The organism is Pseudomonas sp. Tof1, from assembly GCF_055390395.1.
Window position 1 is genome coordinate 6717888 of the sequence record NZ_AP024344.1, and the last position, 16890, is coordinate 6734777.

18 protein-coding genes are annotated in these 16890 nt (G+C 65.4%); 8 read left to right on the forward strand and 10 right to left on the reverse strand.

Translation table 11 applies throughout. The annotated features are described in order from the left end of the window. Positions 1 to 66: 66 nt before the first annotated feature. The 6 genes from ACZ5KU_RS30340 to ACZ5KU_RS30365 all read right to left on the reverse strand — a co-directional run bounded on the left by ACZ5KU_RS30340 (position 67) and on the right by ACZ5KU_RS30365 (position 6113). Positions 67 to 1305, reverse strand: coding sequence for a heme biosynthesis protein HemY (locus ACZ5KU_RS30340; protein WP_054061394.1), 1239 nt, complete (start codon positions 1303 to 1305; stop codon positions 67 to 69). Continuing rightward, positions 1302 to 2429 (reverse strand): uroporphyrinogen-III C-methyltransferase, encoded by a 1128-nt coding sequence (locus ACZ5KU_RS30345; protein WP_054061395.1) that lies wholly within the window; start codon positions 2427 to 2429, stop codon positions 1302 to 1304. The genes ACZ5KU_RS30340 and ACZ5KU_RS30345 overlap by 4 nt, the downstream gene beginning before the upstream one ends. A 17-nt stretch (positions 2430 to 2446) precedes the next feature. Then, entirely contained in the window at positions 2447 to 3214 is a 768-nt protein-coding gene (locus ACZ5KU_RS30350; protein WP_054063615.1) for a uroporphyrinogen-III synthase, read from the reverse strand. Further along, positions 3211 to 4152, reverse strand: coding sequence for a hydroxymethylbilane synthase (gene hemC, locus ACZ5KU_RS30355; protein ID WP_464736646.1), 942 nt, complete (start codon positions 4150 to 4152; stop codon positions 3211 to 3213). The genes ACZ5KU_RS30350 and hemC overlap by 4 nt, the downstream gene beginning before the upstream one ends. 138 nt (positions 4153 to 4290) lie before the next feature. After that, positions 4291 to 5037, reverse strand: a complete 747-nt coding sequence (locus ACZ5KU_RS30360) for a LytR/AlgR family response regulator transcription factor (RefSeq protein ID WP_054059354.1) — start codon at positions 5035 to 5037, stop codon at positions 4291 to 4293. Next, positions 5034 to 6113 carry a sensor histidine kinase gene (locus ACZ5KU_RS30365; protein WP_054059355.1) on the reverse strand — a complete coding sequence of 360 codons (1080 nt, stop codon included), beginning with the start codon at positions 6111 to 6113 and terminating at the stop codon, positions 5034 to 5036. The genes ACZ5KU_RS30360 and ACZ5KU_RS30365 overlap by 4 nt, the downstream gene beginning before the upstream one ends. Positions 6114 to 6273: 160 nt before the next feature. On the opposite strand from ACZ5KU_RS30365, the gene argH reads away from it, so the two are divergent. Beyond that, complete coding sequence (gene argH / locus ACZ5KU_RS30370; protein WP_054059356.1) at positions 6274 to 7668, forward strand: argininosuccinate lyase; 1395 nt, start codon at positions 6274 to 6276, stop codon at positions 7666 to 7668. A 211-nt stretch (positions 7669 to 7879) separates the two neighbouring features. Here argH and ACZ5KU_RS30375 read toward each other — a convergent pair whose 3' ends face one another. Continuing rightward, positions 7880 to 8539 carry a glutathione S-transferase family protein gene (locus ACZ5KU_RS30375; RefSeq protein WP_054059357.1) on the reverse strand — a complete coding sequence of 220 codons (660 nt, stop codon included), beginning with the start codon at positions 8537 to 8539 and terminating at the stop codon, positions 7880 to 7882. A gap of 123 nt (positions 8540 to 8662) precedes the next feature. On the opposite strand from ACZ5KU_RS30375, the gene ACZ5KU_RS30380 reads away from it, so the two are divergent. The 3 genes from ACZ5KU_RS30380 (at position 8663) to ACZ5KU_RS30390 (ending at position 12458) form a co-directional block, all read left to right on the forward strand. After that, the gene (locus ACZ5KU_RS30380) at positions 8663 to 8947 is read left to right on the forward strand and encodes a hypothetical protein (protein WP_054059358.1); all 285 of its coding nucleotides are present in this window, start codon (positions 8663 to 8665) and stop codon (positions 8945 to 8947) included. Positions 8948 to 9200: 253 nt separating this feature from the next. Then, a complete protein-coding gene (locus ACZ5KU_RS30385; protein WP_464736647.1) occupies positions 9201 to 9446 on the forward strand; it encodes a TIGR02647 family protein in 246 nt (81 codons plus the stop codon). A gap of 168 nt (positions 9447 to 9614) precedes the next feature. Continuing rightward, positions 9615 to 12458, forward strand: a complete 2844-nt coding sequence (locus tag ACZ5KU_RS30390; protein WP_054059359.1) for a class I adenylate cyclase — start codon at positions 9615 to 9617, stop codon at positions 12456 to 12458. 7 nt (positions 12459 to 12465) lie between these two features. On the opposite strand, the gene rnk is transcribed toward ACZ5KU_RS30390, so the two are convergent. The 3 genes from rnk to cyaY all read right to left on the reverse strand — a co-directional run bounded on the left by rnk (position 12466) and on the right by cyaY (position 13692). Further along, entirely contained in the window at positions 12466 to 12879 is a 414-nt protein-coding gene (gene rnk / locus ACZ5KU_RS30395) for a nucleoside diphosphate kinase regulator (protein ID WP_054059360.1), read from the reverse strand. Positions 12880 to 13135: 256 nt separating this feature from the next. Continuing rightward, the gene (locus ACZ5KU_RS30400; RefSeq protein WP_464737444.1) at positions 13136 to 13357 is read right to left on the reverse strand and encodes a DUF1289 domain-containing protein; all 222 of its coding nucleotides are present in this window, start codon (positions 13355 to 13357) and stop codon (positions 13136 to 13138) included. 2 nt (positions 13358 to 13359) lie between these two features. Beyond that, entirely contained in the window at positions 13360 to 13692 is a 333-nt protein-coding gene (cyaY, locus tag ACZ5KU_RS30405; RefSeq protein ID WP_054059361.1) for an iron donor protein CyaY, read from the reverse strand. Positions 13693 to 13892: 200 nt separating this feature from the next. Here cyaY and lptM point away from each other — a divergent pair, with 200 nt between their 5' ends. The 4 genes from lptM to ACZ5KU_RS30425 are packed head-to-tail and all read left to right on the forward strand — an operon-like array spanning position 13893 to position 16888. After that, entirely contained in the window at positions 13893 to 14057 is a 165-nt protein-coding gene (lptM, locus tag ACZ5KU_RS30410; protein ID WP_081006013.1) for an LPS translocon maturation chaperone LptM, read from the forward strand. Between the two features lie 9 nt (positions 14058 to 14066). After that, on the forward strand, positions 14067 to 15314 hold the full coding sequence (gene lysA, locus ACZ5KU_RS30415; RefSeq protein WP_054059362.1) for a diaminopimelate decarboxylase: 1248 nt from the start codon (positions 14067 to 14069) through the stop codon (positions 15312 to 15314). 4 nt (positions 15315 to 15318) lie between these two features. Continuing rightward, a complete protein-coding gene (gene dapF / locus ACZ5KU_RS30420; RefSeq protein WP_464736648.1) occupies positions 15319 to 16149 on the forward strand; it encodes a diaminopimelate epimerase in 831 nt (276 codons plus the stop codon). 13 nt (positions 16150 to 16162) lie between these two features. After that, entirely contained in the window at positions 16163 to 16888 is a 726-nt protein-coding gene (locus tag ACZ5KU_RS30425; protein WP_054059364.1) for a DUF484 family protein, read from the forward strand. The last annotated feature ends 2 nt before the right edge of the window (positions 16889 to 16890 follow it).

Here is a 16890-nt window from a genome sequence, read left to right on the forward strand (position 1 = left end):
TACAGGGAAATAGGCCGCGTGTCCGGGACGGAACGCCCACCACAGGCGCCCCGTCCCTTGCCGCCGTCAGGCGCTGACCGGAACCGGCAGCGGCCGCGCGAGCAGGCGCTCATCCAGCAGGCCGAGACCTTCCTGGAACAGCTGGTTGCTGCGCTCGGTATCGCCCAACTGGGCCAGCAACCGGGCGAGCTCGGCACAGGCCTCCGGATTGCGCTGCACCCGCAGGCTGGCTTCCAGGTAATCCCGCGCCTTGCCCCACAGGCTGTTCTGCAGGCACAGGCGGCCCAGGGTCAGCAGCAGGCTGGCATCGCCCGGATGCTCCTTGAGCCAGCCCTCGGCGGTCTGCAACTGGCGCACCGGGTCACGCCCGCGCAACAGGCCGTAGAGCCGGGCCAGATGGCTGTCGTACTGGCGCTTGAGCGCCGTACGCAAAGCCTCCTCGGCCTCGCCGTCCGCCCCCAGCTGACGCAGTTGCTCGGCATAGGCCAGCACCAGTTGCGGCTCCTGGCGCTGGGCCGCGGACAACTGCTGCCAGGCGCGCTCCAGGGATTTCAGCCCGGCTTCACCATCCTGCTCACGGCGCACCGCCAGGCTCAGGTTTTCCCCCCAGGCACGTCGCTCCAGTTCCGCCAGTTCGGCGGGCGGCAGGGCCTTGTCCTTGCGCAACTCCGGCAGCAGCCGGACCACCGCCGACCAGTCGCCACGCTGCTGGTGCAAACGCTGCAACTGCCGCAGCACCTGGACACTGTGGGGATGCAGATCGTGCATCGCCTGCAGGGTAGCCAAGGCCCCATCGGTATCGCCACGGTCGACCTGCAACTGCGCGTGACTCAGGGCAATCGCCAGTTCGGCCTGCGGCTGGCGTGTCAGGGCCCGCTCCAGCAGGCTGTCGCATTCCTCATACTTGCCCTGCTCGTTGGCCGCGCGCGCCGCGCCAAGGTAATAAAGCAACGGCTGGCGCTCAGCCTCGGCGGCGCGCTGCAGATGCTTCTGGGCACTGGCCCAGCGGCCTTCGGCGAGGTCCATCTGGCCGTGTTCGATGGCCAGCTGGACGCGTCGGCTGCGGTTGCGCCGGGACCAGGGATTGGCCGCCGAGCTGGATGCCGTGACCAGACCGACCAGCAATTTCAGCAGTCGATAGACCAGCCACAACACCAGCAGCACGGCGAGGAACGCCCACAGGCTGGATTCGTAACGGAAGCTGTCATAGGCGATCAGCACGTAGCCGGCATGCCGGTAAATCGCGTACCCCACCAGGCCGACAACGGCGATGACCAGCAGGGCAATGGCGATGAATCGCTTCATGGGCTGGTCTCCTGCGCCGGTTTCGCCTCGCCGCGTACCGGCGTCTCGGTTTCCACGTGCCGCCGCTCGAGGTAGGCCTGGACGGCGCCCAGGGTCGCGGCGAGATCAGGTGTCAGCACCGTCACCGGCTTGCGGCTCAGTTCGGCGAGCTGCTCGACCATGACCTTGCTCTGCGGATTGTCCGGGTTGAAGCTGCCGGTCAACACGTCACGGGCCTCGGTCAGGGCCTGGGTGTACACCTGCGCCTGGCCGTTCAAGGCCGCCCACTGCGCCTGCTCCAGGGCCAGGCTCAGGGCCAGGCGGACCTGGGTCAGGCTCTGCCCGGCCAGCAGCGGCCGGATGTTCTTGTTGGCGTTGAAATCGATGCGGATGTAGCGCGAGATCTCGTCCCACCACTGGGCCCAGCGGCTGGCGCCATCGCCATCGGAAGTCAGGCCCAGCAACGAGTCGCCACGATCCTTGTATTCCGGCGCCAGTTCGTTGAGCTGGGCAACCTGGTCGCGCAGTGCGCCCAGTTGCAGGAACAACCCGGTGCGGTCCGGCTGCTCGGTGCTGCGCAGCGCCGCCAGGCTCTTGGCCAGTTGCTCACGGGCGGCGAACGAACCCGGGTCGTTCTGCTCACGCAGGATGTCGTCGGCACCCTGGACCAGCGCCAGGGCACTGGTCACGTCCTGCAAGGCGGACAGGCGCAGTGTGGCCAGGCGCAGCAGATGCTCCGCCTCGGCCAGGCGCCAGTCCTTGCGGCTGGCCCCCAGCACGCTTTCCAGGCGCTGGCTCAGTCGCTGCTGGTCGCCCTGCAACTGCGCCACCAGGCGGCGCCGGTCCTCCAGTTCGGAGGCAGCCGGCAACTGGTCCAGGCGCGCGGACAGTTGCTGTTCACTGAGTTTGAGCGACTGCGCCTGGTTGCCCAGGTCCTGCAGTTGCCCGCTCTGCTGCTGGTGATTGGCCTGCAGGTTGCGCACCTGCCAGATCCCCCAGCCACCGGCTGCCACACCGGCGGCCCCCAGCAGCAGGGCAAGGATCGCCAGACCGTTGCCACGGCGCTCGACAGGCGCCGCCGGCGGTTTGGCCGGCGTCTCGGGCGCCGGTTGAGCTTGTTCTTTTGGCAAGGCTGTATCGCTCACGTGTCCATCCTTTGCATTCAGAAAGCGGGCACAGGGTACTCCTGCAACGCCGCCAGCAAGGCCGTGGCGCTGGCACCACGACAATCCACAACATGTTCCACCCCGGCGGCACGGGCCATCTGCGCCACCCGCGGGCTTGGAACGAACAACGGCAACCGGGCCACTTCAGGCCAATCCGCTCCCGCCACCTGTCGCAGGTGGTCAAAACCCTGTCCACTGCTGACCACCAGCCCGTTCAGGCGTTCCGCTTGAATCTGCCGGGTCAGGGTGCCGTCGGCGTATTCGGGCAGGAGGCGGCGGTACAATTCCAGATAGTCGACACTAGCACCTTGGGCGCGTAAACGCTCGGCCAGCAGTTCACGTCCGCCCTCTCCACGCAGGATCAGCACCCTCGGTTCGGGCTGGGCCAACGCCTCCTGCAAGGCTGGCAACGCCAGCAGGGCTTCGCTGTCGTCCCCTTCGGCCGGGTAGTGCACGCGCAGGCCATAGTCGTCCAGCAGGCCCGCCGTCGCGGCGCCCACGGTAAACCAGTCCAGCATCGGCGGCTGCGGCCAGTAGCGGTCGACCAGGTCGAGGCCCAGGCGCGCAGCCGGCTTGCTGACGACGATCGCCGCCGCATAGAAAGGCAGTTCGAGAATCTTGCTCAGTTCGGCACCTTCGATGACCAGCGGCTGGATCGCCAGCAATGGCAGGGCACTGCTGAAAATTCCGGCTTCGGCCAGAGTCGCCGAGAGCGCGGCCGACTCGTCCGCCGGCCGGGTCAGCAGCAGGCGCCAGCCACTCATTGGCCGTCGGCCTCGCCGTAGACCGCCTTGAGAATGGCATCGGCGCCCTGCCCCAGCAGGTCCTCGGCAACCCGCACGCCCAGGGCCTCGGCGTCTGCCTGCGGGGCGCGGGCCTCGGCGGTCAGCAGCAGGCCGCCGGCCGGCAGGCCGACCAGGCCGCGCAGCCAGACCTGCCCGCCTTCCAGCACCGCGTAGCAGGCGATCGGCACCTGACAGCCGCCGTTGAGATGCTTGTTCAGCGCCCGCTCGGCCGTGACCCGCACGGAAGTGTCCGCGTGGTGCAGGGGGGCGAGCAACGCATGGATCTCGTGGTCGGCACTGCGGCATTCGATGCCCACGGCTCCCTGGCCACCCGCAGGCAGGCTGTCCTCGACGCTGATGGCCGAGCTGATCCGGTTTTCGAAGCCGAGGCGAATCAGCCCCGCCGCCGCCAGGATGATCGCGTCGTATTCACCCGCGTCGAGCTTGGCCAGGCGGGTATTGACGTTGCCCCGCAGGAAGCGGATCTGCAGGTCGGGCCGGCGGGTCAGCAACTGGGCCTGGCGGCGCAGGCTCGACGTGCCGACCACCGCCCCGGCCGGCAGGGCGTCCAGGCTGGCGTAGGTATTGGAGACGAAGGCGTCGCGGGGATCTTCACGCTCGCAGATGCAGAACAGGCCCAGCCCCTCGGGAAAATCCATCGGCACGTCTTTCATGGAGTGCACGGCGATGTCCGCTTCGTTCTCGAGCAGGGCGGTTTCCAGCTCCTTGACGAACAAGCCCTTGCCACCGATTTTCGACAGGGGCGAGTCGAGCAGCTTGTCGCCGCGGCTGACCATCGGCACCAGGGTCACCAGCAACCCCGGGTGAGCCTGTTCCAGGCGGGCCTTGACGTATTCGGCCTGCCACAGGGCGAGCGCGCTCTTACGGGTAGCGATGCGGATTTCGCGAGAAGACATGGAACGGTCCGTACTGAATAGATACGGCAGATAATAACAGTTCAGCCCGGCCAGCTTTGACTTGTATCAGGAAGTCCGCAGCCTCCCTGGCCTGGAACAGCGGACGGATGAACCCCGGGGCCTGTTGCAAGCCCCGGGTTAAAGCTGCTGCATCATCTTGCGCACACCGGCGACATGCCGCCGGCTGACGATCAGTGCATCACCGTTGAGGCCCTTGAGGAACAGCTGGAAGTGTCCCAGGGGCGTGCGCTGCAGGCGTTCGATACGGTCGCGGGCCACCAGTGCGTTGCGGTGGATGCGCACGAAGCGTTCGCCGAACTCGTCTTCCAGGGCCTTGAGCGGCTCGTCGAGCAGCACCTCGCCGCCTTCATGGCGCAGGGTCACGTACTTGTGGTCGGCGATGAAGTAGATCACCTGGCCGATGGGGATCAGCTCGATGCCCTTGCGGGTCCTCGCGCTGATATGGGTCCGCGGCCCGTTGCCGCTTTCCGCCGCCGGCCGGGTCAACGCGGCCAGTTGCACACGGTTGGGCCGCTCGGCCTTCTTCAGGGCTTCGAGCAGATGCTCGGGGCGTACCGGCTTGACCAGATAGCCCACCGCGCTGACCTGGAAGGCTTCCAGGGCGAACTCGTCATGGGCGGTGCAGAACACCACCGCTGGCGGTGTTTCGCGTTCGCATAGGCGCGCAGCCACCTGCAGGCCATCGAGGCCGGGCATGCGGATGTCGAGCAGGACGATATCCGGCTTGAGGCTGTCGATCAGGGCCAATGCCTCTTCGCCATTGGTGGCGCTGGGCTCCAATACACTGTAACCCTCGAGTTCGCCGACCAGACGGGTCAGGCGTTCGCGGGCCAGGGGTTCGTCATCAACGATCAGGACATTCATATTGCGCTGGATTCCTGAGTGAGTCTCGCACAAGGATAGCGTAGACAGGTGAAGTGACGGCCGTCACGGCGATCCACGCTAAGACTAGCGCGAGGCCCAAAAAGTGCCGCAAGTCGTGCACCAATGTTCACCAGTGCCAGGTGAGTACCGTTGGACGCCTGCTGCACGGCGGCGTCATAGGGATTGCTGATACACAATACGAACTCCCCCTCTCTATAGTCGGCTTCGACCCTGACCACCCCGCCTTCGACACGCGGAGCGATGCCGTAGATCAGAGCGTTTTCCAGTAAAGGCTGCAAGGTCAGTTGCGGGATCGGCAAATCCTCCGGAATTGTGCCGACCCTCCAGTCCAACTGTAGACGGTTGCCGAGACGATAGCGTTCGATCGACAAATATCGTTGCGCCAATTCCAGTTCTTCGCGCCAGGTCACCAGGTTTCCCGGCTTGGCGAGACTGGCCCGGAACAGATCGGACAGGTCCAGCACCGCCTGCTCGGCCTGGCGCGGGTCGCTCGCCACCAGGCTGGCGATGCTGTTCAGGCTGTTGAACAGGAAGTGCGGGCGGATCCGTGCCTGCAAGGCCTCCAGCCGGGCCTGCAACTCCGCCTGCTGCTGGCGCCGCCACTGACTCTGCAGGTAAAAGTAGCGCAGCATCAGCGCCGACATGATGAGACTGATCAGCGCATGGCGCAGATAACGGCCGGGGCTGCCGCTGTCGGCCTGGGTGGCGACGAGGGAAAAGTATTCGGTGAGCGCGGTGCAGGCCAGTGTCAGCCCGACCACCAGGAGACAGCACAATACCCCGGCCACGCCGGGGCGCAGGCGCGCCAGCCAGGCCCGGGCGGCGCACAGCACGGCCGCCGAGAGCAGCACGATCCACTGCACATACAGCGACGTCAGGGCCAGGCGCACCCAATCGAAGCCGGCGGGCATCGGTTCGCTGAGCACCAGCACCATCACCAGCAGCTCGGCCAATACCACCAGCACCAGCAGCGCTTCGGGCAGGCAGAGCTCCGGCAGGAAGAATTCCGGTGTCGCGGGCGCATCACGCCCGGTGTTCGTTCGTGAGGTTGGCATACCCCCAGTGTCGACGTCTGTGCTGTCGACGACAAGCCATGCGACCGATTCGGTCGAAATAAAAACCGCACGACCGGTGTCAGCCCCAGCCGGAGCAACCCTGCTATGATCGGCAACAATTTTTCCGGCAATCCATCTTCAGCAGATCACGAGCGAATCCATGAGCACCGACAAGACCAATCAGTCCTGGGGCGGCCGTTTCAGCGAACCGGTCGACGCCTTCGTCGCCCGCTTCACCGCCTCCGTCACGTTCGACCAGCGCCTCTACCGCCACGACATCATGGGTTCGATCGCCCACGCGACGATGCTGGCCAAGGTCGGCGTGCTGACCGATGCCGAGCGCGACAGCATCATCGACGGACTGACCACCATCCAGGGCGAAATCGAGGCCGGCCACTTCGACTGGCGCGTGGACCTGGAAGACGTGCACATGAACATCGAGGCGCGTCTGACCGACCGCATCGGCATCACCGGCAAGAAGCTGCACACCGGGCGCAGCCGCAACGACCAGGTCGCCACCGACATCCGCCTGTGGCTGCGTGACGAGATCGACCTGATCCTGGCGCAAATCACCCGCCTGCAGAAAGGCCTGCTGGAACAGGCCGAGCGCGAGGCCGGGAGCATCATGCCCGGCTTCACCCACCTGCAGACCGCCCAGCCGGTGACCTTCGGCCACCATCTGCTGGCCTGGTTCGAGATGCTCAGCCGCGACTACGAGCGCCTGGTCGACTGCCGCAAGCGCACCAACCGCATGCCCCTGGGCAGCGCCGCGCTGGCCGGCACCACCTACCCGATCGACCGCGAGTACACCGCGCAGCTGCTGGGCTTCGAGGCCGTGGGCGGCAACTCGCTGGACAACGTTTCCGACCGCGACTTCGCCATCGAATTCTGCTCGGCGGCCAGCATCGCGATGATGCACCTGTCGCGTTTCTCCGAGGAGCTGGTGCTGTGGACCAGCGCGCAGTTCCAATTCATCGACCTGCCGGACCGCTTCTGCACCGGCAGCTCGATCATGCCCCAGAAGAAGAACCCCGACGTGCCGGAACTGGTACGCGGCAAGACCGGCCGGGTGTTCGGCTCGCTGACCGGCCTGCTGACCCTGATGAAAGGCCAGCCGCTGGCCTACAACAAGGACAACCAGGAAGACAAGGAGCCGCTGTTCGACGCCGCCGACACCCTGCGCGATTCGCTGCGCGCGTTCGCCGACATGATCCCGGCGATCAAGCCGCGCCACGCGGTGATGCGCGAAGCGGCGCTGCGCGGTTTCTCCACCGCTACCGACCTGGCGGACTACCTGGTGCGCCGTGGCCTGCCGTTCCGTGATTGCCACGAAATCGTTGGCCATGCGGTGAAATACGGCGTGGAGACCGGCAAGGACCTGGCGGAAATGAGCCTGGAGGAACTGCGCCAGTTCAGCGACCAGATCGAACAGGACGTGTTCGCCGTACTGACCCTGGAAGGTTCGGTCAATGCCCGCGACCATATCGGCGGCACCGCCCCGGCCCAGGTCAAGGCTGCGGTCGCCCGCGGCCAGGCCCTGCTCGCCAGCCGCTAGGAACGGATCGCCAGCCCACGGAACTTGTGGGGCCTGTTCGCGGGCAAGCCCGCTCCCACGGTTTGGACGGCCCCCAGGAAGCCGGACACCCGTCCAACCCTTGTGGGAGCCGGTGGGGCGGGACGCTTGCTGGCGATAGCTGGCGCCACACGAGTGCTGGCTGGCCGCCCTCGGCGGACTGCCAGCAAGCCGGCCCCCACAGGTCGGAGAGCTACTTCTTCGCCGCAATCATCGCCAGAAACGCCGGCATCGCCGCCTCTTTGTCCGCCGCGATCCGCCTGGCATGCTCGGTCTGCTGCAACCGCTCCAGCAACGCCTTCGCCTGCGGCATGTCGGCCAGCAGGTCGATACCGAACAGCTTGCCACCCACCGCACAGGCCAGGTCGACGCTGTAGAGGAAATACAGGTCCGCCACAGTGAACTCGCTGCCCGCCACATAGGGGGCGAACTTGCCATGGCGCTTGAGCGCGGCAAATCCGAGCAGCAATTCACCACGGGTCTTTTCCTTGATCGCTTCCGGCACCGGCATACCGAAGAACGCCTCGGTAAAGCAGGCCCGCGCCGGCAGCTCGATGTACAGCTCGATCTCCTTGGCCAGCGCCATGACCTGGGCCCGCTGGAACGGCTCGCGCGGCAGCAGCGGCTGGCCGCCCTGGGTGTCTTCCAGGTACTCGAGAATCACCGTGGTTTCGTTGATGTAGCCCTGTTCAACGCCAAGCACCGGTACTTTGCCGCGCGGGCTGATCATCAGGGCTTCCGGGCTTTGTCCGGGGTAGAAAGCGACCTCCTCGAAAGGCAGTCCTTTTTCGAGCAGGGCCAGCTTCACCATGTTGTAGTAATTGCTGACCGAAAATCCATAAAGCTTGAGCATCACAGAGCCTCCAGGCCGTGCGGGGTGGGCGCAGGCAGTTATAGTGCACTGGATAAAAATTGACCAGCAGCACCGTGGCGCCCAATACGGGTAAACTGGCGCCCTCACCCACAGGAGCCTGCCATGAGCGAGCCAAGCGATATCGACAACGACGACGAAGCGTTCGCCGAGACCACCCTGACCCAGGCCATCGAAAACCAGATCGAAAGCGGCAACCCGCCGGCCGCCAAGGCCACCTTCAACAAGCTGACCCTGGTCGGCTACGAGCGCGACGAGATCCTCAACCTGATGGCCCATGTACTGGCGGTGGAGATCGACGCCATGCTCGACGACGATCGCCCGTTCGACAGCGAGTGGTACGAAACAGCCCTGCGCGCCTTGCCAGAGCTGCCGCCCGAAAAGGAATGAACCTCAGGGGATTTCGGCGACGTCAGAGACCATTCGCGGGCAAGCCACGCTCCTACAGGTCCGTGCCGAGCACAAGATTTGTGTTCGGCTCCGTCCTGTAGGAGCGTGGCTTGCCCGCGAACAGGGCCGATAAAACAACACCCATCCCCGCTCCGTCTACACTGAAAACGCCCCGGCACTGGACAGCCCGGGCAAGTGGGATCACCTTAGTGGTGCGTCGCCCGATAATAATTCCTGAAAGTCTGGAGTCCTTATGTCGTATACCCCTGAGCTGGTTGCCGAACTGGAAATCCTTGCACTGTTCAACCTGGGAAGCTCCCAGGAGGGCCTGAAAATTCATCAGACCGCCGCCCCTTCAGCCATCGCTGCCGCCAAACGCCTGTTCGACAAGGAACTGATCACCCAGGTCGATGGTGGCTACCTGACCAGCCTGGGCCGCGATGCCGCCGAGCATGCCCAGGGCCTGCTGACCATCCTGAGCGTCGGAGAAGCTGCCTGATTGCGCAGATTGCCCACGCGGTCCCGCCTCTGCCCGGACTGCGCGGGCTCCCCGTGATCAGTGAGCCGACCATCTGACACCCATCGACAAATTCAGCTTAAAGCGGGGCCCGCTTAGCCTGTAAACTGCGTCTTTCAGATATTTCCTAATGCCGAGCGCCGCAAGCCGATGACGCGCACCCACGAAATACGCCCTAACCTGGACGAGGGCATTGACCGCCAGGTGCTCAGTCAACTGCGCTCGCGCTTCCTGAAACTCAATCAGGGGCGACTGGAGCGCGCCCTGGAAGGCCTGTCGCCGCGCCAGCAGGTGGTGCTGAACGTGCTGCCGCTGTTCTTCCACGTCAATCATCCGCTGCTGCCCGGCTACGTCTCGGGCAGCACGCCCGCCGGTCTGTCGAACTACGAACCGAACGATGCGGCCCTGGTCGAGGCCCAGCGCCTGACCCGCTCGTTCTCCTACAAGAGCCGCCCCGCCAGCCTGCCACGGCCGATCCACGGGCTGTTCCTGATGGGCAGCCTGGGCACCCTGGCCCAGGCCGACCAGAGCGACATGGACTTCTGGGTCTGCCATGCCAGCGACCTGAGCCAGGGCGAACTGGCCGAACTGCGCAAGAAATGCCAGTTGCTCGAAGCCTGGGCGGCCAGCCAGGGCGCCGAGGCGCACTTCTTCCTGATCGATCCGGCCCGTTTCGTCCGTGGCGAGCGCGACGCGCAACTGAGCTCGGAAGACTGCGGCACCACCCAGCATTACCTGCTGCTGGACGAGTTCTACCGCACCGCCATCTGGCTCGCCGGACGCACGCCGCTGTGGTGGCTGGTGCCGGTGTACGAGGAATCGCGCTACGACCAGTACACCCACACCCTGCTGTCCAAGCGTTTCATCCGCGCCGACGAGTGCCTGGACCTCGGTCACCTGGCGCACATTCCGCCGGGAGAGTTCATCGGTGCCGGGCTCTGGCAACTGTTCAAGGGCATCGAGTCGCCCTACAAGTCGGTGCTCAAGCTGCTGCTGACCGAGGTCTATGCCAGCGAACACCCACAGGTCGAATGCCTGAGCCTGCGCTTCAAGCAGGCGGTGTTCGCCAATCGGCTGGACCTGGACGAGCTGGACCCCTATGTCGTGGTCTACCGGCGGATCGAGGAATACCTCAAGGCCCGCAACGAACCGGAGCGGCTGGAGCTGGTGCGGCGCAGCCTGTATCTCAAGGTCAACCGCAAGCTCACCGGCGGCAACACGCGCAACAGCAGCTGGCAGCGTCTGCTGCTGATCCGCCTGGCCGGCGAGTGGGGCTGGGACCGCCGGCAACTGACGCTGCTCGACAGCCGCAGTCAGTGGAAGGTCCGCCAGGTCAGCGCCGAACGCCGGGCGCTGGTCAACGAGCTGAACTACAGCTATCGCTTCCTGACCCAGTTCGCCCGCAGCGAGCAGGCGGTCAGCCTGATCAACAAGCGCGACCTCAACGTGCTCGGCCGCCGGCTCTACGCGGCCTTCGAGCGCAAGGCCGGCAAGATCGAATTCATCAACCCCGGAATCGCCCCGGACATGGCCGAGGACACCCTCACCCTGGTGCAGTCGCCCAACCGCAAGGAGCCGGGGCAGACCCACTGGGGCCTGTACAACGGCAGCCTGGGCGCCCAGGAATGGGAGCATTTCGCGCCGATCAAGCGCAGCCGCGAGCTGCTCGAACTGCTCACCTGGTGCCATCGCAACGGCGTGATCGACAGCAGCACCCGCCTGGCCCTGCACCCCGGCAGCAGCGACCTGACCGAGTTCGAGCTGTTCAACCTGCTCGGCAGCCTGCAGCAGTTGATCGCCCTGCCACTGAGCAGTGTCGACGAAGAACAGTTGCTGCGCCCCAGCATCCCCGGCGAGGTGCTGATCCTGGTCAACGTCGGGGTCGACCCGCTCAAGCACCACCGCGACCTGAATATCCTGATGACCACCGAGCGCACCGACTCCCTGAGTTATGCCGGAGTCCGGGAAAACCTGGTGCTGACCCTCGACCAGGTCACCCTCAACAGCTGGAACGAGGTGCTGATCAACCGCTACGACGGGCCGCATGCGCTGCTCGACTGCGTACGCGACTACCTCAACAACCTGCCCCTGGGCCGCGACATGCCGCGGCTGCAGGTGCGCTGTTTCTGCCACAACCGTGCGCAGTTCATCGCCCAGCGGGTCGAGGAAGTGCTCAACACCGCCCAGGAACTGCTGCTGGGCAATCTCAACCACCGTTATCTGGTGCAGGTCCAGCAGCATTACCACGTGCTGGAGCTGGTGCCCGGCCACGTCAAGCACATCGCCCTGGACAGCATCTCGCTGCTGCTCGACTACCTGAGCAGCGACCTGTCGGCCTACAGCCCGCTGCATCTGGACCTGCGCGCCATGGAAGAACACGACCTGGCCCTGGTGCTGCCGATGGGCCAGCCCGACTGCGTGCAGGTGTTCTACCGGATCAACGAAGACCAGGCCGAGCTGTATGTGCTGGATGAGTTCAATGCCCTGTGGCAGCAGCGCCTGCCGTTCCACGACGAACAGAGCCTGCTGGTGCCGCTGCAACGCTTCCTGCAGTCGATCCTCTACCGTCGCGAAGCCTTGATGCCGATGGACTCGGCGTCCAGCCGCACGCTGGAAGTCCTGTACTACCAGTTGCTGCCTTCAGCGCCGGGCCGGGCGCGCCGGGTCGAGGCCCGACCGGCACCGCGGACGCCGGTCAACAAGCCGTTCTACGACGTCCAGGCTATCGTCGGCAAGACCGGCCAGGACGAGGTGCAGGTCACCCTGTACTGCAATCAGCGGGAGTTTTCCGAGCTGGAATACGGCAACCAGCTGTACATCGCGGTGGCCCAGGAAATCGTTGGCCAACGCCGCGAGATCGAGCGTTACCGCTGCTACATCACCGACCTGGACCTCAGCGGCCTGGTCGGCGAAGGAGCGGGTTCGACCAACCTGCACCTGCGCTACAAGGCCGAGCTGGAGAACTCGCTGAACATCGCGCTGGATCTGGTCTGAAGCCGGTTCAGAGGTGGTAGTCGCCAGCGGCTTCCGGCTGGTATTCGACGTCGAGCAAGGCCAGCTTCAGGGTCTTGCCGCCCGGGGCCGGCCAATTGATGTGCTGGCCGACCTGCAGGCCAAGCAAGGCACTGCCGACCGGCGCCAGGATCGAAATCCTGCCTTCGTCGGCATTCGCGTCCTGGGGGTAGACCAGGGTCAGCCGGTAGTCCTTGCCACTGCCTTCCTCGCGGCAATGCACCCGGGAGTTCATGGTCACGACACCGGCTGGCACTTCTTCGTGGCCCACGACGTTTTCAGCGCGGTCCAGTTCGGCCTGCAGCGCGATGACGCCCGGCAGCGAGTCGTCGAGGCTGTCGATCAGGCGCTCCAGACGCTGCACGTCGAGGCGGGTAAGAATGATGGAAGGTGCGGTGCTCATGATCCAGGCAGACTCCTTTTTCTGCACGATAAAAGCAAAACCCCGCCACGAAAGGCGGGGTTCTCACTTCCCGCTTCAGTGCGGGGTATAGCCGGACACTACCACAGCAGCGTAAATACACAAGCCACCCCCAGCGTACCAGCCCTACCGGGCAGCTATCCCTGCAGGAGCGGGTTTGCCCACGAAGAGGACCTTGAGGCCGCCAAAAGCTTCGCGGGCAACCGAGCGTCGGCCAGCCGCTCCTACAGAGAGCGGCTCAGGCCCGAGCCTTGCGCGCCCTGGCCTGCGCGCAGATCACCCGCCGACGCTCATCGTCCGCCGAGCGCCATTCGCGAATGTCCTCGACGTGCCGAAAACATCCGATACAAATTTTCTGCTCATCGAGCCGGCAAAGGCTCACGCAGGGCGAAGGCACCGCCGGGCTGACATTGCTGTACAACGGCTTGGCGGGTCGGACGGAAGCGGCGGGCTGCGTCACCATCAGATCTCGTCGAAGTCCAGCTTGACGCCGGCCTGCTCCCAGGTCGCCCGGGCGAGAATCTCGCTGAGCAGTTCCTCGCTCTTGTCGCAGACCCACTGGCTGTTCTCTTCGTCATAGTCGAAGTGATAGCCGCCCGAGCGCGCCGCTACCCACAGCTGGCGCAAGGGCTCCTGGCGGCTGAAGATCAGTTGGCTGCCGCCGTCGAACTTGACGGTCAACACTCCGGCGGAGTTTTCCAGGTCCAGATCCAGGTCACTCTCGTCGAACACATCCTCCAGATTCTGCTGGAGGCTATCGACCAGGTCGTGAAAGCGGGCTTCAGTCAAACTCATTGCACAAACCTCGAAAAATGCGTGTCACTCCAGGCGGGCGAAGATAAGCGCGTCGCCGGATGTTTGCAAAGCATAACCAGCCCGGGGCGACGAGACACCAAGAATCGGCCTGCCACCGTCCGGCTGGCGGCTCGCATAGGCAAGCCGCCGGGTGGCCGGTATACTCGGGCGCAATCAATGCTTTTACAAAGGATTTCGCCATGAAGCGCCTGATCTCTTCCCTTGCTGCGCTCCTCGCGATCGCTTGCCTGGTCTCCGCCTGTGGTCAAAAGGGTCCGTTGTACCTCCCCGATGACGGCCAGAACCCCAACGACCAGGCCAAGTCCTCGCAGAGCAAGGCGCACAAGCACGACACCTACGAGTAAGGGATCACCATGGACGCTTTCAACTACCGCGACGGTGAGCTGTTCGCGGAAGGTGCGGCTTTGTCCGCCATTGCCGAGCGCTTTGGCACGCCCACCTATGTCTACTCCCGCGCGCATATCGAGGCGCAGTACCACGCCTATGCCGACGCCCTCGAAGGCGTACCGCACCTGGTCTGCTTCGCGGTCAAGGCCAACTCCAACCTCGGCGTGCTGAACCTGCTGGCCCGCCTGGGAGCCGGTTTCGACATCGTGTCCCGTGGTGAGCTGGAGCGTGTACTGGCCGCAGGCGGCCGCGCCGACCGCATCGTTTTCTCCGGCGTCGGCAAGACCCGCGAGGACATGCGTCGCGCCCTGGAAGTCGGCGTCCACTGCTTCAACGTCGAATCCGCCGAAGAACTGGAGCGCCTGCAACAGGTGGCCGCCGAGATGGGCGTACGTGCGCCGGTCTCGCTGCGGGTCAACCCGGACGTGGATGCCGGTACCCACCCGTACATCTCCACCGGTCTCAAGGAAAACAAGTTCGGCATCGCCATTGCCGACGCCGAGGAGGCCTACGTTCGCGCCGCGCAGTCGCCGAACCTGGAAGTGCTCGGCGTCGATTGCCACATCGGTTCGCAACTGACCAGCCTGGACCCGTTCCTCGATGCCCTCGACCGCCTGCTGGCGCTGATCGACCGTCTTGGCGAGTGCGGCATCTACCTGCAGCACATCGACCTCGGTGGCGGCGTCGGAGTGCGTTATCGCGATGAGGAGCCACCGCAGGTGGCCGACTACATCAAGGCCGTGCGCGAGCGCACCGCCGGCCGCGACCTGGCGCTGATGTTCGAACCGGGCCGCTTCATCGTCGCCAATGCCGGCGTGTTGCTGACGCGGGTCGAATACCTCAAGCACACCGAACACAAGGATTTCGCCATCGTCGACGCGGCGATGAACGACCTGATCCGCCCGTCGCTGTACCAGGCCTGGATGAACGTCACCGCCGTGCGCCCACGGGATGCCCAGCCGCGCACCTACGACGTGGTCGGCCCGATCTGTGAAACCGGCGACTTCCTGGCCAAGGACCGTCAGCTGGCGCTGGAGGAAGGCGACCTGCTGGCCGTGCATTCGGCCGGTGCCTATGGTTTCGTCATGAGCTCCAACTACAACACCCGCGGCCGCGCCGCCGAAGTGCTGGTCGATGGCGAGCAGGTGATCGAGATCCGCCGCCGCGAAACCCTGGCCGAACTGTACGCTGGCGAAAGCCTGCTGCCGGAGTAACTCCATGCTGCTGCGTTTTACCAAGATGCACGGCCTGGGCAACGACTTCATGGTCCTCGACCTGGTCAGCCAGCACGCGCACATCCTGCCCAAGCACGCCAAACAGTGGGGCGACCGCCACACCGGCATCGGCTTCGACCAGTTGCTGATCGTCGAGGCGCCGAGCAACCCCGACGTGGACTTCCGCTACCGGATCTTCAACGCCGACGGCTCGGAAGTGGAACAGTGCGGCAACGGCGCGCGCTGCTTCGCCCGTTTCGTGCTGGACAAGCGCCTGACCGCCAAGCGCCGGATCCGCGTCGAGACCAAGAGCGGCATCATCGAACTGGACGTCCGCCAGGACGGCCAGATCAGCGTCGACATGGGCGCCCCGCGCCTGGTGCCGACGGACATCCCGTTCCAGGCACCGGCCCAGGCCCTGAGCTATCCGCTCGAGGTCGATGGCCGCACCGTCGAGCTGGCCGCCGTGTCCATGGGCAACCCCCATGCGGTGCTGCGCGTCGACGACATCAATGCGGCGCCCGTCCACGAGCTGGGTCCGAAGATCGAACACCATCCGCGCTTCCCGGCACGGGTCAACGTCGGCTTCCTCCAGGTGATCGACCGCCATCGCGCGCAACTGCGCGTCTGGGAGCGCGGCGCCGGGGAAACCCAGGCCTGCGGTACCGGCGCCTGTGCCGCCGCGGTGGCCGCCATCAGCCAGGGCTGGATGGATTCGCCGGTGACCATCGACCTGCCCGGCGGACGCCTGTCCATCGAGTGGGCGGGCGTCGGCCAGCCGGTGATGATGACCGGACCGGCCGTGCGGGTGTATGAAGGACAAGTGCGTCTATAAGCGAGCGAACGTCATGACCGACCAGCCCAAGGTTCCAGCCGAACAGCCCCACGAACTGCCAGAACAGAGCCTTGAGGCGGCCGCCGTCGCCGCCTACCTGGAGGCTCACCCGGACTTCTTCGTCACCCACGAGGAACTGCTGCCGGCGCTGCGCATCCCGCATCAGCGTGGCGACACGGTGTCGCTGGTCGAGCGGCAGATGAAGATCCTGCGCGAACGCAACATCGAGATGCGCCACCGGCTGTCGCAACTGATGGACGTCGCCCGTGACAACGACCGGCTGTTCGACAAGACTCGCCGGCTGATCCTCGCCCTGATGGACGCCGGCAGCCTCGACGACCTGGTGATGGCCGTCGAGGACAGCCTGCGCCAGGACTTCCAGGTGCCCTTCGTCAGCCTGATCCTGTTCAGTGACAACGCCATGCCGGTGGGCCGCTGGGTCAGCGGCGCCGAAGCCCAGCAGGCGATCGGCGGGCTGCTCTCGGAAGGCAAGAGCGTCAGCGGCAGCCTGCGCGAACATGAGCTGGACTTCCTGTTCGGCGAGGAACAGCGCAAGCAGATCGGCTCCACCGCCGTGGTCGCCATCAGTCACCTGGGCCTGCATGGCGTGCTCGCCATCGCCAGCCGCGACCCGCAGCACTACAAGAGTTCGGTCGGCACCCTGTTCCTCAGCTATATCGCCGAAGTCCTGGGCCGCGTCGTCCCGCGCTTCACCCACTCCCTGCGCTCGGTGCGCTAGCC

What these genes read in the sequence shown, in the direction of transcription:
- rnk (WP_054059360.1), bottom strand. Translation starts at nt 12,879, where the DNA reads ATGAGCACCGCACCTTCCATCATTCTTACCCGCCTCGACGTGCAGCGT.
- hemC (WP_464736646.1), bottom strand. Translation starts at nt 4,152, where the DNA reads ATGTCTTCTCGCGAAATCCGCATCGCTACCCGTAAGAGCGCGCTCGCC.
- cyaY (WP_054059361.1), bottom strand. Translation starts at nt 13,692, where the DNA reads ATGAGTTTGACTGAAGCCCGCTTTCACGACCTGGTCGATAGCCTCCAG.
- dapF (WP_464736648.1), top strand. Translation starts at nt 15,319, where the DNA reads ATGCTGCTGCGTTTTACCAAGATGCACGGCCTGGGCAACGACTTCATG.
- ACZ5KU_RS30375 (WP_054059357.1), bottom strand. Translation starts at nt 8,539, where the DNA reads ATGCTCAAGCTTTATGGATTTTCGGTCAGCAATTACTACAACATGGTG.
- ACZ5KU_RS30425 (WP_054059364.1), top strand. Translation starts at nt 16,163, where the DNA reads ATGACCGACCAGCCCAAGGTTCCAGCCGAACAGCCCCACGAACTGCCA.
- ACZ5KU_RS30340 (WP_054061394.1), bottom strand. Translation starts at nt 1,305, where the DNA reads ATGAAGCGATTCATCGCCATTGCCCTGCTGGTCATCGCCGTTGTCGGC.
- ACZ5KU_RS30385 (WP_464736647.1), top strand. Translation starts at nt 9,201, where the DNA reads ATGTCGTATACCCCTGAGCTGGTTGCCGAACTGGAAATCCTTGCACTG.
- argH (WP_054059356.1), top strand. Translation starts at nt 6,274, where the DNA reads ATGAGCACCGACAAGACCAATCAGTCCTGGGGCGGCCGTTTCAGCGAA.
- ACZ5KU_RS30360 (WP_054059354.1), bottom strand. Translation starts at nt 5,037, where the DNA reads ATGAATGTCCTGATCGTTGATGACGAACCCCTGGCCCGCGAACGCCTG.
- ACZ5KU_RS30350 (WP_054063615.1), bottom strand. Translation starts at nt 3,214, where the DNA reads ATGAGTGGCTGGCGCCTGCTGCTGACCCGGCCGGCGGACGAGTCGGCC.
- lptM (WP_081006013.1), top strand. Translation starts at nt 13,893, where the DNA reads ATGAAGCGCCTGATCTCTTCCCTTGCTGCGCTCCTCGCGATCGCTTGC.
- ACZ5KU_RS30365 (WP_054059355.1), bottom strand. Translation starts at nt 6,113, where the DNA reads ATGCCAACCTCACGAACGAACACCGGGCGTGATGCGCCCGCGACACCG.
- ACZ5KU_RS30380 (WP_054059358.1), top strand. Translation starts at nt 8,663, where the DNA reads ATGAGCGAGCCAAGCGATATCGACAACGACGACGAAGCGTTCGCCGAG.
- lysA (WP_054059362.1), top strand. Translation starts at nt 14,067, where the DNA reads ATGGACGCTTTCAACTACCGCGACGGTGAGCTGTTCGCGGAAGGTGCG.
- ACZ5KU_RS30390 (WP_054059359.1), top strand. Translation starts at nt 9,615, where the DNA reads ATGACGCGCACCCACGAAATACGCCCTAACCTGGACGAGGGCATTGAC.